Source organism: Brachyspira sp. G79 (assembly GCF_002379365.1).
Lineage (GTDB): Bacteria > Spirochaetota > Brachyspiria > Brachyspirales > Brachyspiraceae > Brachyspira.
Genome location: NZ_JQIU01000009.1, coordinates 247,927 through 262,814 on the forward strand (window position 1 = coordinate 247,927; position 14,888 = coordinate 262,814).

At 28.8% G+C, this 14,888-nt stretch carries 14 protein-coding genes, 2 tRNA genes, 1 other RNA gene and 2 pseudogenes; 14 read left to right on the forward strand and 5 right to left on the reverse strand.

Annotated elements, in window-relative coordinates:
• A pseudogene (locus tag KQ44_RS14035) lies at positions 1-317 on the reverse strand (hypothetical protein); the annotation flags it as partial.
• 7 nt (positions 318-324) lie between these two features.
• Entirely contained in the window at positions 325-1,311 is a 987-nt protein-coding gene (locus KQ44_RS14040; RefSeq protein ID WP_096737974.1) for a hypothetical protein, read from the reverse strand.
• Positions 1,312-1,594: 283 nt separating this feature from the next.
• Between KQ44_RS14040 and KQ44_RS14045 the strand changes: the two genes are divergently transcribed.
• The 8 genes and pseudogenes from KQ44_RS14045 (at position 1,595) to KQ44_RS14080 (ending at position 6,845) form a co-directional block, all read left to right on the forward strand.
• Positions 1,595-2,821 (forward strand): LytR C-terminal domain-containing protein, encoded by a 1,227-nt coding sequence (locus KQ44_RS14045; protein ID WP_096737975.1) that lies wholly within the window; start codon positions 1,595-1,597, stop codon positions 2,819-2,821.
• Positions 2,805-3,247: pseudogene (rsfS, locus tag KQ44_RS14050) on the forward strand (ribosome silencing factor). The gene KQ44_RS14045 and the pseudogene rsfS overlap by 17 nt, the downstream one beginning before the upstream one ends.
• A 21-nt stretch (positions 3,248-3,268) precedes the next feature.
• Positions 3,269-4,012, forward strand: a complete 744-nt coding sequence (locus KQ44_RS14055; protein WP_096737977.1) for a hypothetical protein — start codon at positions 3,269-3,271, stop codon at positions 4,010-4,012.
• Between the two features lie 94 nt (positions 4,013-4,106).
• Positions 4,107-4,180, forward strand: a tRNA-Arg gene (locus KQ44_RS14060).
• 17 nt (positions 4,181-4,197) lie between these two features.
• Positions 4,198-4,283: transfer RNA gene (locus KQ44_RS14065), tRNA-Ser, on the forward strand.
• Positions 4,284-4,317: 34 nt separating this feature from the next.
• An RNA gene (gene ffs, locus KQ44_RS14070) (signal recognition particle sRNA small type) lies at positions 4,318-4,412 on the forward strand.
• A gap of 124 nt (positions 4,413-4,536) precedes the next feature.
• A complete protein-coding gene (gene recA, locus KQ44_RS14075; protein ID WP_096737978.1) occupies positions 4,537-5,823 on the forward strand; it encodes a recombinase RecA in 1,287 nt (428 codons plus the stop codon).
• 167 nt (positions 5,824-5,990) lie between these two features.
• Complete coding sequence (locus tag KQ44_RS14080; protein WP_096737979.1) at positions 5,991-6,845, forward strand: toxin A; 855 nt, start codon at positions 5,991-5,993, stop codon at positions 6,843-6,845.
• Here KQ44_RS14080 and KQ44_RS14085 read toward each other — a convergent pair.
• Positions 6,842-7,339, reverse strand: a complete 498-nt coding sequence (locus KQ44_RS14085) for a CAP domain-containing protein (RefSeq protein ID WP_096737980.1) — start codon at positions 7,337-7,339, stop codon at positions 6,842-6,844. The two genes, KQ44_RS14080 and KQ44_RS14085, sit on opposite strands and share 4 nt — an antisense overlap.
• A gap of 243 nt (positions 7,340-7,582) precedes the next feature.
• On the opposite strand from KQ44_RS14085, the gene KQ44_RS14095 reads away from it, so the two are divergent.
• From KQ44_RS14095 to pyrF, 3 genes are read left to right on the forward strand one after another with little or no spacing between them, the layout of a single operon-like run.
• The gene (locus KQ44_RS14095; protein WP_096737982.1) at positions 7,583-8,359 is read left to right on the forward strand and encodes a dihydroorotate dehydrogenase electron transfer subunit; all 777 of its coding nucleotides are present in this window, start codon (positions 7,583-7,585) and stop codon (positions 8,357-8,359) included.
• 11 nt (positions 8,360-8,370) lie between these two features.
• A complete protein-coding gene (locus tag KQ44_RS14100) occupies positions 8,371-9,282 on the forward strand; it encodes a dihydroorotate dehydrogenase (protein WP_096737983.1) in 912 nt (303 codons plus the stop codon).
• A gap of 60 nt (positions 9,283-9,342) precedes the next feature.
• Entirely contained in the window at positions 9,343-10,698 is a 1,356-nt protein-coding gene (gene pyrF, locus KQ44_RS14105; RefSeq protein ID WP_096737984.1) for an orotidine-5'-phosphate decarboxylase, read from the forward strand.
• 67 nt (positions 10,699-10,765) lie between these two features.
• On the opposite strand, the gene KQ44_RS14110 is transcribed toward pyrF, so the two are convergent.
• Both KQ44_RS14110 and KQ44_RS14115 read right to left on the reverse strand, forming a co-directional pair.
• On the reverse strand, positions 10,766-11,371 hold the full coding sequence (locus KQ44_RS14110; protein ID WP_020004703.1) for a metal-sensing transcriptional repressor: 606 nt from the start codon (positions 11,369-11,371) through the stop codon (positions 10,766-10,768).
• 176 nt (positions 11,372-11,547) lie between these two features.
• Positions 11,548-13,236: an FAD-dependent oxidoreductase gene (locus KQ44_RS14115; protein WP_096737985.1), complete on the reverse strand. Its 1,689-nt coding sequence runs from the start codon at positions 13,234-13,236 to the stop codon at positions 11,548-11,550.
• A gap of 278 nt (positions 13,237-13,514) precedes the next feature.
• Between KQ44_RS14115 and KQ44_RS14120 the strand changes: the two genes are divergently transcribed.
• The 3 genes from KQ44_RS14120 (at position 13,515) to KQ44_RS14130 (ending at position 14,685) form a co-directional block, all read left to right on the forward strand.
• Positions 13,515-13,712 carry a hypothetical protein gene (locus KQ44_RS14120; protein ID WP_013114815.1) on the forward strand — a complete coding sequence of 66 codons (198 nt, stop codon included), beginning with the start codon at positions 13,515-13,517 and terminating at the stop codon, positions 13,710-13,712.
• Between the two features lie 198 nt (positions 13,713-13,910).
• The gene (locus KQ44_RS14125) at positions 13,911-14,099 is read left to right on the forward strand and encodes a putative motility protein (RefSeq protein WP_013114816.1); all 189 of its coding nucleotides are present in this window, start codon (positions 13,911-13,913) and stop codon (positions 14,097-14,099) included.
• Positions 14,100-14,295: 196 nt separating this feature from the next.
• Positions 14,296-14,685: a helix-turn-helix transcriptional regulator gene (locus KQ44_RS14130; protein WP_096737986.1), complete on the forward strand. Its 390-nt coding sequence runs from the start codon at positions 14,296-14,298 to the stop codon at positions 14,683-14,685.
• Positions 14,686-14,888: the final 203 nt, after the last annotated feature.

Sequence of the window (14,888 nt, forward strand, 5' to 3'; positions counted from 1 at the left end):
ACATACCATTCAGTTATTTCTAATAATACTTTATTTGTACCTATTTCTATTATTTTAAATACATTATTTTTAGAATCATTGCTTGTAACAGATATTGTCATTATTTTTGTACCGTCTAATGACAAATCTATAATAGAGTACGACCTTGCATTTTTATGAAATATTCTGCAAATATCTAATTTAAAATCATATAAAAAACTATTCCAACTTCCTTTATAGTATGGAGTAAATATACCTTTATTGGTTTTTTGATCTATATAAATGTAATAATCTTCTTTATCAATTTCATTGTAAACTACATTTTGTTTAGTTATCATACTATTTTTACTCCTCATCCTTAACTTTCACTATCATCATGGGTTCTATTTTATCATAATATTCACTTTCTAATATAGCAAAATTATTATAAGTTTCTACAACTTTTGCAGATGCTATAAAGTTTTCAACATTTTTATAATATCTATATTTATAGAGCATTTCACTAGTATACCAAACATCACCTTTTTCATTTGTTCTTACTGACATATAGCTTCTATTTATTTGATTTGTTTGTGTAAAAATTTTAGGACTGTTGCTTATATTAGTTATAATATTTATTTGATTTGAATTTGGCATTTCAAGTATTTTTTCTATTTTGTATATATTAAATTCATCGCCTTTTTCTATATTATTTTTTGTTCCTAAATTTATGTATATTTGATTATTTTCTACTCTAGTTATAATACCTGTTAACGGAGGATTTCCCAAAAAATCGGATATACTTAATGCTGTTTTATTAAGAGCAATAGCTGAAGCTCTTCCTAAAGCTGTCTCACTAAATAAGGCATCTTCGGCAGAATATACCTGACTATTGTTTGGAAGAGTATATGTTCCTGTATCAGTGAATGATTTTATAGTTTTTAATGAGTTTATATCTAGTAAATTCACTCTAAACTTAACATTTGCTGCATCTTTTCCGCCTTTTTTCAAATTAAAGTCTAATACCTCGCCAGTTATGATATAATCTGAATTAAAGGTTTCTTTAATAAAATCTGAAGCTATTTGAAGATTAGTTACCAATGATTTATAGGAAAGCACTATATCATATGAACTAAAATATGATACTAATAGATCGTAATCTGTAACATTAAACATTTTTGTATTTATAAGAGAGTCCTGCAAAACTCTAGGTATACCATCATCTACTTTATACTCATTTATCCACTCTTCGTTTTCTGAGGTAAAAGGCAGTATTGTAAGTGTAATAGAATATATATTAATACTATAGATTAGTATTATAGCTAATACGATTTTACTTCTTAAAAAAAACATATTTAATAATCTTTTGTTATTTCTTTCTCTTTTTTTGGTTCACGGTATGACATTAATGCATTTATAGATATTAATGACAAAATTATTCCAAAAATAAAAAAACAATTTTTCTAAAAATTTTCATAATACTCAGATTTCCTCTCTAGTATTTTTAGTATTATTATAGTATAAAGTATAACAATTTCAATAGAGTTAACATAAAAAATATTTTTGTAATTCTTTTTTATATTATTAGTATTCAAATATATTTGACAACTTAATTAACATAATATATTATATATTGATGACTGAACATAAAAAAAATAATAATGATGATAAAGCACTTAGAACTATAAGTCAGGCAAATAAGAAGGCTGCTATGCTTGTACTTTTTTCGGCTATTATTATCGTATTTGTATTTGGTTTTATATTTTATTACTTTTTCTTTAGTAAATTAAATACAGCAAAAAAGAATGATGAGCCTTTGTATTTTGCAGTATTATTTATAGATGATGATAGAGAAATTTACGGAGCTTATGTAGGTATTATATCAAGTCTTCATAACAGAATAGGCATGATAGGGCTTCCGCGTAATATAGCTTTATGGGAAAACAGCAAGGATTTACCTCCTGTACCATTAGAAACTTTATATAAAAACGGAGGAGAAAGTGCTGTTTTTAGAGCTATAGAAACATCCGTTGATAAAAAAATAAGTTACAGAATTGCTATTGATAATAATCAAATTTCTGATATTATAGACTTGATAGGTGGAGTGAAAATGTATGTTGAAGAGCCTATTGAGTTTATAGACGAGGAGAAAGGATACGAACTTTCATTTGGTATAGGAGAATGGCTTTTTACAAGCAGCAAAGTAATATCATATCTGCATTATCTGCAAATGAACGGATACAGCGATATAGAAACGCTTTATAGATTAGAAGATGTAATAATTAATTCTATGATAGGATTTATACAAAGTCCTCAGCTTAGAAATATTCTTCATTCTAAGGATATGCGTAAAGCTATAGCTTCAAAGGTAAAAAGTAATTTAAGACCTCCTGATATGAAGGCATTTTTAGATATACTTGCAAACAGCAATGAAAGAACATTGGTTATAGAAAATATAGATGCAAGGCTAGATGATAACGGGGTATTAACTCCTATATTTGAAGGAAGTGCTTTTATTAAACAGATGGACGATTTAACATTATATGTAGAGCTAAAAACTCAGAAAAGTGAGCTAACTAATGAAGATGTGAGTTTAACAGTGCTTAATGCTACTACAGTTGCAGGTCTTGCCGACAGAATAAATATAAGAATGCGTTATAGGGGATTTGCAGCAGGGGAGTACGGCAATTTTACTACCAACTTAAATGAAAGTGTTGTACTTATAAGAGATGGTCAGATAGAAAAGGCATTTATGGTAGCAAATGAGGGTAGGGTAAGCCGAGTATATGCCAAAACTGACAGAAGAGTATTAAATAATGCAGTATTAATTTTGGGGAATGATTACTATGAAATTACACAATAACAATATTAACAACGAAAATAATAATGAATTAAGTTCTAACGAAAACAAATCAAAACCTAAAAAAAGAAATTTATAGACAGAGAAAAAGCTAAAGAATTAACTTTGAAGGCAGCTAAGGCTTTAGATGATAAAAAACTAGAAAATATTACAATTCTTGACTTAGACGGAGTAACAACTCTTTCAGATTATTTTATATTGGCAACTGCCTCTTCATCTCCGCAAATGAGAGCTGGTTCTGATGCTGTTTACAAGGAATTAAAAGAAGAAGGTGTTTTACCTTATGCTGAAAATGATAATGATCCAGAGTCTGTTTGGTATTTAAGTGATTATGGTTTTTTAGTAGTGCATATTTTTACTGAAGAGGGCAGAGAATATTATAATTTGGATAAATTGTGGCATGAAGCTAAAAAGATAGATTTAGTATAATTATTTTTAAGGAGTATCTTTATGAGAAAGATTACAGTTATTATTTTATCTATTATGTTGGTATCTGCTAAATTATCATTTGCTGACAGCGGATGGCAGTTTAATATTATGGTGCCTATAGGAGCTAGTTTTAGTTTTTATAATGTTAGTTTTAATACTTCTCAAGCTACAGCTGATTATATTAACAATTATAGAAAAAGTAGCGGAATAGTAGGGTTTGATGCAGGTGTAAATTTGCAGGCTGGATATTTGATAACAGATGGAGATAAAGGCATAAGTTTACTTCTTGATTTGGGATATGCTCATGATTCTTTTGGACTGTCTAGTTCTTATGATGAAAATAATGTAAATGTAAAGGTAAAAGAATATTATACTTTTGAAAATCTATCTATAGGAATACTTCCTAAATTTCATTATGATAAGTTTGCATTTGGTTTGGGAGTAGGAGTAAAACTTCCATTATATCTTACTCACTCTACAGAAATATCTAAAGATAATACAGCTACAAGAACTTACGGATATTATAATGCTTCAAAAATGAATACAGTTATGAAAAACGCTGTTATGACTTATGTTAAACTTACTTTTGATTATTCTTTTTATGTTCATGAAGATGTTGCTATTTTACTTGGAGCTTATATAGGTACAGATTTCGGTATAGATTTACGCGGAGCTGAGTTAGTTATGGTAGACAGCAGAAATTTAGCTTCATTTGATTTTGGAGTTCAGTTGGGATTAAAATTCGGAGATGGATTATTTGATTAATAGTTAATAATATAATAAATTGATATATAAAACTAAAATTAATATTTGCAAAAAAATATTAAATATGTTATAATTTTGAAACTAAAATATTTAAGTGCCTGTAGCTCAATTGGATAGAGCATCAGATTGCGGTTCTGAAGGTTGGAAGTTCAAATCTTCTCAGGCACGCTTAAATTAAATAATTAGGAGAGATGTCCGAGCTGGTTGAAGGAGCACGATTGGAAGTCGTGTGTGCGTAACAGCACCGTGGGTTCGAATCCCACTCTCTCCGTATATATGTTTTTATTTTTTTAATACATCTCTTATAACGGGGTTCTACGGCAGTTGATGATGAATCCGCCAGGTTCGGAAGGAAGCAACGGTAAGTCAACCCAACTGGGTGCTAGTCCTCCTGTTATAAGGGGCTTTTTTTATAAACCAAAATATTTTTAATTTTTTCATTTTTTATCTGCAAATAACTTGACAAAAACAATGTATCTTTATACAATGTATTATTATATTGTTTTTTAGGAGAATCTTTAAATATGGCTACTAAAAAGAAAGAAACTGCTGAAGTAAAAAAAGACGGTAAAAATGAGGCTATAGAAGCTATTACCGATCAGATAAATAAAAAATACGGTCCTGGTTCTTTTATGAGACTTGGAAGTAATAAAACTGTTAATGTTGATGTTATATCTACTGGAGCATTAACTCTTGATCATGCTTTAGGTGTAGGAGGAGTTCCTCGCGGAAGAATTATAGAGATTTATGGTCATGAGGCATCAGGTAAAACTACACTTACTCTCCATATCATAGCAGAGGCTCAGAAGGCTGGAGGATATGCTGCTTTTATAGATGCAGAACATGCTCTTGACCCAGTATATGCCAGTGCTTTGGGGGTAGATATTGATAATTTATATATATCTCAGCCAAACAGTGGAGAAGAGGCACTTGAAATATTAGAAAAGGTTGTTTCTTCTACTGCTTTTGATATAGTTGTTGTGGACTCTGTTGCGGCACTTGTTTCTAAGGCAGAGCTTGCTGGTGATATAGGGGACGCCCATATAGCTTTACAGGCTAGACTTATGAGCCATGCTTTAAGAAAATTAACAGCTATAATAAGCAATACAAATACTGCGGTAATATTTATTAACCAATTAAGACAAAATATCGCTACTACTGGTTATGGAGCTGGTCCTACCGAAACTACTACAGGCGGTAAGGCTTTGAAATTCTATTCATCTGTAAGACTTGATATTAGAAGAACAGAATGGATTAAAAAAGGCGATGATACTATAGGTCATAAAGTAAAAATAAAGGTTGTTAAAAATAAATTATCATCTCCATTTAAAGTTGTTAATTTAGAGATAATATTCGGTAAAGGTATATCATCTGAAGGTCTTTTAATAGATTTGGCTATGGAAGCAAAAATTATCACTAGAAGCGGTGCTTGGTTTTACTATAATGGAGAACAGATTGCTCAGGGTAAAGAGAAGGTGAGAGAACTTTTAGCGTCAGACCCCAAAATGCGTATGGAGCTTGAGATACAAATTAGAGAGACATTAAATATGGGAGGAGCCGACAAAGTAAAAGAAAAACTTGCTGAGTATTTAGAAGAGCAGAAAAATGGTGGGGCTAAAGAATTAGCAAAAGAAAACAGTGATGATGAAGAAAACCCTGAAAGTTCTTCTTCAAAAAAGAAAAGTAAAAAAGCAGAAGAGGAAGAAGAAGCTAATCTTTTGATGAGTGCTGAAGAGGCTTATTCTGATGATGAAACTTACAGCGACAATGATTTTGAAGATACTATTGTAACACCTTTAAAAAATCAATAATTTTTTGATGATATAAATTTATTAAGGGGACTTTTTAATAATGTCTCCTTTTTTATGCTTTAACAATTATTCTTTATAATTATGTAATACGCTAAAACCATATACATATTTTTATAAAATGTTATAATATAATGAATTATTATAATATTGATTATTTTTTTATTTAGATGAAGTTATTAAAATTTTTAATTATTTTTATATTATATGCATTAGTAATACTAAAACCTCTTAATGCTCAAACCAATATGCAGGCGGGTCTTTATATAGGTGCTGATTTAAATGGAAGATTCAGCCCATATTTGGACGGTGGCGGAAAGATTATGCTTTTTTATAGGTTTATATCCGATGTATTTCCTGGTTATATTTGGGAGGGTATAAAAACTGATGTTGGAATAAGTGATCATATTAGTGCTGAAATGAACAGACTTACATTATTTGTAAACAGTTCAATATCAGAATATTTTAATATAGATGTAAAAGTGTCAATGCTTAATTATTATCTTTCATATGCCAAAAGAGGTTTTGTGAATTTTAATAGTCCAAGCGATGATTTCGGTACTAATTCAATAGCAAATGCACCTAAAACTTCTAATATATCATTTGAAGCTGAGGCTACTCCTACATTTAAAGTGAGTTTTTTAAGATCATTATTTGAAGGCAGAGGATTAACTCTTCAAGCAGGACTTACTTTTAAATACGCATACAACAGATATGGGAAATATTATTTAGATTATGACTTGTTATTAATTAGAGACCAGAATGATATATCATATAAACTTGATGCTATGCTGCTTTTTGATTTAATGCCTCTTACTGTAGGTATTAATTATATGCTTGCTTATATGAATAATACTAAACAGTTATGGCATTCAATAGGAGCTTATGCACATTTTCAGTATGAGTTCTTAAACAGAATATATACAGAAGTTAATTTGAAAATAGGGCAGTATATAGCACATCCTCAATTCCCAGCGACATTATACTTCGACATGAATGCCATGATTACATATAGGATAATTTAGATAAAAGAGTCACTCAAAAAAAGCTGCACCCAATATTTGCTTCCATTATACTCATAAACACCAATACCTATTGTAGTATAATAATCAGCTAAAATATTATCTTTATGTCCTTGAGAGTTCATCCAAGCGTTCATAGCTGAAGATGCACTTTCACGCATAGCAACTATATTTTCACCTTTAATATATGCTTTTGAATTAAATCCGTATTCATCAAGTACAGTATCAAAATCAGTTCTATCTGGTCTTATATGGTCATATTTCTCTACTATTTCTTGAGCTCTTTTGTCGGCAGCTTCGCATAATTTTGTATCCAATTTATATGCTTCAAGTCCAGCCTTTGCCCTTTCTTGGTTTACCAACTCAAATACAGTTTGGGCATCAGAACTTACGGAATTATTGTTTCCTGAAGTAGTGTTGTAAGGTTTTGTAGTATCATTTTTGCAGGAACTAAATAAAAATGCTGTTATAAGCATAATAAAAACATATTTTTTCATTTTTTATCCTTTTGTTTTACTTTTATTAAAATATAACAATTTTATTATATTTTTGATAAAAAATTATTTTTATGCTGTGCTTGAATTTTTACTGATATATGATATATTAAATCTTTATGGAACGTATTATATTTTTATATCAAATTTTACACATATGTTTTTTAGGAATACTATATTCTCTAATATAGAGAATAAGTATTCTTTTTTTATAATTTAATATTAATAATCAAAGGCTTATACAAAATGTTTTTAGAAGATTCAGTTGTAATAGATAATATACCAATATCAGATGATAAATATATTATTAAAGTAAAGTCAAAAGAAAGTTACAAATATTCAAAAGCAGGGCAGTTTTTTATGCTTAAAAGTAATACATTTTTAAGACGTCCTATAAGTATTCACTATATTGATAATGATATATTAGAGTTTTATTATCAAGTAAAGGGTGAAGGCACAAAATATTTATCACAATTAGAAAAAGATGATATTCTTAATATTCAAGGTCCTTTAGGTAATGGATTTGATATATCTTTTAAAGATAAAAATATACTTCTTGTAGCTGGAGGAATGGGAATAGCACCTTTCAAACTTTTGATAGAAAAATTATTAGAAAATAATAACTCTATAACTTTAATAATGGGCGGAGCTAATGAAACTGCTATAAAAATAATAACAAGATTTGATACAAGCACTATTGACTTATACATCACAACAGATGACGGCTCTGTGGGGGATAAATGCAATACAGTAGATAAAACAAAGGAACTATTAAAACAAAAAAGTTTTGATATTATATATACATGCGGACCTACAGTTATGATGAAAGGGATAGTAAATATAGCTAATGAGAATAATATACTTTGTTATGCTTCACTTGAAGAGAGAATGGCATGCGGTGTTAATGCATGTTTAGGATGCAATATAGAGATAAAAGATAATAATTCAGAAAGCGGATATACATTAAAAAAAGTTTGTCATGACGGACCAGTATTTGATTCTAAATTATTAAATATTAAATAACGGATATTATTATGAGCAGATTGAATATAAATTTTTTGGGTAAAGAATTGAAAAATAATGTTATAACATCTTCAGGCTGTTTTGGTTTTGGAGAAGAGTACAGTAATTATTTTGATATTAATGAGCTTGGGGCTGTTAACTTAAAAGGTATAACTTTAAATAAAAAAGAAGGCAATAAAGGTACACGTATAGCAGAAACTCCGTCTGGAATGATAAATTGTATAGGACTTGAAAATCCGGGTATAGAATATTTTAAAAATAATATAGTTAAAAATATAAAATATACTTCTCCTATAATACTAAATATAAATGGTGCAGATACTGATGAGTATGTAAAAGTAGCTGAAATAGTAAATGAAATAGAAAGAGTTGATTTTGTAGAGCTTAATATATCATGCCCGAATGTAAAAAACGGAGGTATGGCTTTTGGGGCAAGCTGCGAGAGTGCTGAGTCTGTTACAAAAGCTGTTAAAAAAGTGCTTAATAAAAAGCCTTTGATAGTAAAACTTTCTCCGAATGTAACTGATATAGCAAGTATAGCAAAAAGTGTTGAGTATGCAGGTGCTGATAGTGTATCTTTAGTTAATACATTTTTAGCTATGAAGATAGATACTAAAACAAGAAAACCTCTTTTAGGAAATATATTCGGAGGTTTATCAGGTTCATGTATACGTCCTATAGCTGTAAGAATGGTTTATCAGGTATATAAATCTGTTAAAATTCCTATTGTTGGTATGGGAGGAATTACTAATTATAATGATGCTTTGGAGTTTATAATGGCTGGTGCTTCTTTAGTTTCTATAGGGGCTGGTATATTTTCAAATCCTACTCTTCCTATAGAGGTTATTAATGGAATAGATAATTACCTTAAAGAAAATAATATAGATAATATAAAATACCTAATAGGGTCAGCACATTTATAAAATTAAATATAATAATATTTTGATATATATAAGATAGATAAATTATAAAGGATAAATTTTATGATAAAATTAACTGACGATCCAAAAGAGAGATTGATTATAGCATTAGACTTTAACTCTATGGGAGAGGCAGCTAAACTTATAGATGAGCTTGGAGATGAGGCGGTATTCTATAAAGTTGGGCTTGAACTTTTCTTATACACTAAAGGAGAAATAATAGAGTATTTGGCAAGTAAAAATAAAAAAGTATTTCTTGATTTAAAATTTCATGATATACCTAATACTACAGCTATGGCTTCTCTTTTTGCAGCTAAACAAAATATATTTATGTTTAATGTTCATACAAGCGGCGGAAAAAAGATGATGGAAAGAACTGTTGAGGAGATAAAAAAATTAAATAAAGATAATCTTATAATAGGTGTAACAATACTAACAAGTCTTTCTGAAAATGATGTAAAAAATATGTTTAGTTCTAATTTAGCATTAACAGATTTAGCAGTTAATTGGGCAAAATTAGGAAAAGAAGCTGGACTTGACGGAGTGGTATGTTCTCCGAAAGAAGCTAGTATAATAAAAAAAGAATGCGGAGAAAACTTTAGAACAGTATGTCCTGGAGTTAGACCTAAATGGGCTAGTGTTGATGATCAGGAGAGAATAATGACTCCGAAAGAAGCTATAGAAAATGGATGCGATTATTTGGTTGTAGGAAGACCTATTACAAGAAGTGAGGACAGAGTAAAAGCATGCAAAATGGTCGTAGAAGAAATTGCAGAAGGTATAGAGCATAATAAAAAATTAAAGGCAAGATTAATAGCTAGTGCTTTACTTGAAACTAAAGCTGTTAAACTTAATGTTAAAGAACCATTTACTTTTGTATCTGGAATAAAAAGTCCTATATACTGCGATAATAGATATGTTATAGGTTTTCCAAAACACAGACAGGTTATAGTTGATGCTTTTGTGAGCTTATTAAAAGATAAGGATTTTGATGTTATAGCTGGTACTGCTACGGCAGGAATACCTTGGGCTTCTTTTATAGCTTATGAACTTAATAAACCGTTATGCTATATAAGAGCAGAGAAAAAAGAACATGGAAGAGGCAAACAGATAGAAGGTGCTGAATGCGATGGAAAAAAATTGATATTAATAGAAGATTTGATTTCAACAGGCGGAAGTTCTATAAAAGCATTTGAAGCTGCTAAAAATGAAGGTGCTATTGGTCTTGAGATTATATCAATATTTTCTTACGAATTTGAAAAAGCGTATAAAAACTTTGAAGAGGCAGGTATAAAATTCTCATCACTATCTAATTTTACATCTCTTATGGAAATAGCTAAAGATGAAAATTACATAACAGAAGATGAACTAGATAAAGCATTAGAATGGAATAAAAATCCCGATGAATGGGGAAAATAGATTTTTTATAATGAAATGGCTTTTAGTAAATAATATTAAAAGCCATTATAAAATACAACAATAATAATTACTTTATAAGTTTTCTCATATATCTGAAGAAATCTTCCTTTTCTTTAGGTGAAATCATACATGTGTTTAAAAATACTTCCATAATTTCCTGATTAACACTTCCCATAGCAGCTTTAACAGCAAGAGACTGATTAAGTATATCACCGCAGTATTCGCCTTTAGCAAGCATTTTTTTCATTCCCTTAATTTGTCCTTCAATTCTATTTAGTCTTATTATAAGTCTTTTTCTTCTTTCAACAGCTTCTTCTCTATCAAATTTAGATACCTTATTACTATCTCCAAAATGTTTATTCCAAGCTTTTAATCCGCCTTCTAAAACATAAAGATTATTAAATCCCTCTTCTTTCATATATTCAGCTGCTTTAATGCTTAATTTTCCTACAGAGCAATAAAGCAAATAAGGGGTATTCTTATCTAGTTTTGATATTTCTCTTTTAAATACTCTAGGCTTAAGGAAATCCATAGAAACGGAATCTTCAATCATACCCTCATAGTTATGCTCCATTTCTGTTCTTACATCAAGTATAACTACATTTTCAGTATTTTTAATAATTTCACCAGCCTCGGAAGGCGATACTATATTTAATCCATTTTCTATTACCATAATTTACATCCTTATAAAAATCTTCTTATTATTATATTTCTATTATAATTTATATTATATAAAAAAAATAGATTTTTACAAAATATTTTTTGAAATAAAAATGTAAAATGTTATTTATTATGAATAAAAATAGCCATTTTTTTATAAAATAGCTATTTTTATCACATATTTGATAATTATTTAAAATAACCTGTTAATATAGGTTTTCTTCCAGTAACTTTATCATTATAATATTCATATTGAGATAAACCTACAAATCCGCCTGAAACATTAACAACATTATTAAATCCTATATTTTGAAGTATTTTGCATGCAGTATAGCTGGTTAATCCAGTTTTGCATGTAATGTATACTGTTCTGTCTTTAGGAACTTCATTGTATCTGCTTCTTAAAGCTCCAAGAGGTATGTTAACTGCTTTTTCTAAGTGTCCTGCAGCAAAATCTTCAGGAGGTCTTACATCTAGGAAATAAGCATCTTTTTCTACTAATTCTCTTACTTGGCTGAAATGAACTTGTTTGAAATCACCATTTCTTAAATTTGAAGCTACATATCCTGCAAAGTTTACGGCATCTTTAGCAGTACCGAATGAAGGAGCATAGCATAATTCTAAATCTTTTAAATCATCTATAGTACCGCCAAATTTTATTAAAGTAGCTATAACATCTATTCTTTTATCAACATTTCCTTTCCCTATAGCCTGAGCACCTAAAACTTTTCCAGTAGGAACTTCGTATATGAGTTTGAAATGAAGAAGTCTTGCAGAAGGCATTATTGATACACCGTCAAAAGGTATAATTTCAACTGTATCATAATCTATATTTAAATTCATAGCTTTTATTAAACCTTCAGAAAGTCCAGTAGAAGCTCCATTATATCCAAATACTTTTATAACAGATGAGCCTATAAATCCTCTATTATCAACAGTTCTTCCATTAATATGGTCAGCAACTGCCCTTGCCTGTTTTTGAGCGGGTCCTGCTAAAGCCAATTTGAAATAATCATTAAATAAAGGACTGTAAACTTCTATGGCATCGCCTACAGCATAAATATCTTTATCGTTTGTGCGATAATTAGCATCAACTTTAATTGCTTTTGTTTTTCCTAATTCTATTCCAGCTTTAACTGCTATATCAGTTTCTGGAGCAACTCCTATGGCAAGAATAACAGCATCAGCCTCTATTTTTTTACCAGAACCTAAAATAACTGTATTAGTATCAAAACTGTCTACTTTATCATTAACAATCAAATCAACACCATTATCAATTAATTCTCTATGAAGAATTTGAACCATATCATAGTCAAAAGGTTTCATTATTTGAGGCAATGCTTCTACTATTGTTACATTATATCCTACTTTTTTCAAGTTTTCAGCCATTTCTATACCAATAAATCCGCCGCCTATAACAGTAACTTTAGCATTGGGTTTTCCATTAAGAAAATTATGTATTTTGCTTATATCAACAACATTTCTTACAGTAAATACATTAACTTTATCCATTCCTTTAAAAGGAGGTACTATTGGTTTTGCTCCCATAGAAAGTATAAGTTTATCATAACTTTCTTTATATTCTCTTCCTTCAGATACAACAGTAACTTCTTTTTTTTCTCTGTCTATTTCTACAACTTCGCTGTTTACTCTGGCATCTACATTGAACTGCTTTAAAAATTTTTCAGGATTCATTAAAAGCAAAGTTTCTTCATTTGGAATTAATCCTCCTATATGATAAGGAAGAGAGCAGTTAGAAAAAGATACGTGAGGACCTTTTTCAAACATTATAATTTTATCTTCTTCATTTAGTCTTCTAAGTCTTGCAGCAGCAGAAGCACCGCCTGCTACACCGCCTACTATTAATATTTTTTTCATATTAAAAACTCCGTTATTATTTATGTTTATATACCTAGTATATGTATAATATAAAAAGAAGTCAATATTTTTATACAAAAAAACACAAAAATAAATCAAATTCTTCTTATAATATTTAATAATATTGTTAATAGAAATAAGCAGCTTTAATAAAATACTTTAAATCACAAAATAATTTTTTATGTTTTTTTATTGTAAAAATTGTATTAATTTTAATAAATAATCTATATATTCCGATACTTAATGATGTATAAATAATAAGTCTATGGAGGTTATAAATGGGAGTTTATTCTATTTATTCATCTGACATGTTTCCATTGACTAGACATATGACTTCTGCAGGATTAAATGTTTACAACTCTTCAGCCTATGGTTCTGCTCAATCTGCTGAAAAAGTTGCAAGTATGGTAATTCCGCAAGGAGCATCTGCTGCTATTAATAACAACATTGGAAAGAGTTTAGATGTATATGCTTAATTATTGTTCATGACCAATTGCATTACAAAATATGCAATTGGTCATACAATTAATTATGTAAATGACTTATTATCATAATACATTCCGTTAATTTTTATTTTTTCTATTTTTTATAAAATTTTCTTGATTAAATTTTTTATTGGTTTACAATTGTTATATAAATAAGTTTTATACACTATATTAGAAATGGAGGACATTATGGATATTTCAGCTTATAATTCTTATTCAACAGCTATGCTTAAACAAGATATATCTTTAAGCATGATAAGAAAAACTTCTGACATGCAAGCTCAGGCAGTTGACAAAATAATGAGCAGTGTTCAGCCTCAGGCCGTTTCTGCTCCAGTAAGACCTGGTATTGGTCAGAATTTAAATGTTTACGCATAAAAAACTGATTTTGTTTAAGGGGCTGCTTTTATAAAAAGGCAGTCTCTTTTTGTATTTAAATAAATATATTATATCCAGCTATAAGAAGATAAAAATTACTTTTTTCCCAAATAGTCATTTTATAAATTGTTTTTTAATTAAAATTATTATATATCATAATTAGAATTAGTAATTACTATAGATACTGGAGTTTTTTATGATAGATACCCAAACTGTATTAAAAAATTTAGGGCAAAATATAAGAGAACTAAGAAAAAATAAAAAGATGACTATAGATGAACTTGCTGAAAAATCTTCACTTTCTGGAAAATATTTACAAGGTGTAGAAGTAGGCAATAGAAACATATCTATAAAAAATTTAAATAAAATATGCAAAGCATTAGAAACATCTCCTGATAGATTGCTCAATATGAGATATTATAATTTGAAAAATTCAGAAGAGAAAATATTTGCTATTTCTGAAAAACTAAAAAAGTTTGAGGAAAATAAATTAGATTTCATAGGAAATATGCTCGATCATTTAAATGATATAATTAGTGAGCAAAGCAGAAATATCGAGGTAAAAGATGATAAAGAAAATAACTAAAATATATATGTTTAAGTAATTTTAGTAAAAAATACATTTTATTTTTATTATAGGATGTTATGTTTTTTATATTAAAGAATCATAATAATTTTGTATTTTTTATAGTTATACCTAGTTATTAAAATGCTTGAAAATAAATAAGGCAATATTTGTTAATTTTTAATGATTCTAAATATTTTTATAGGGCTTCTATAAAATTGCAG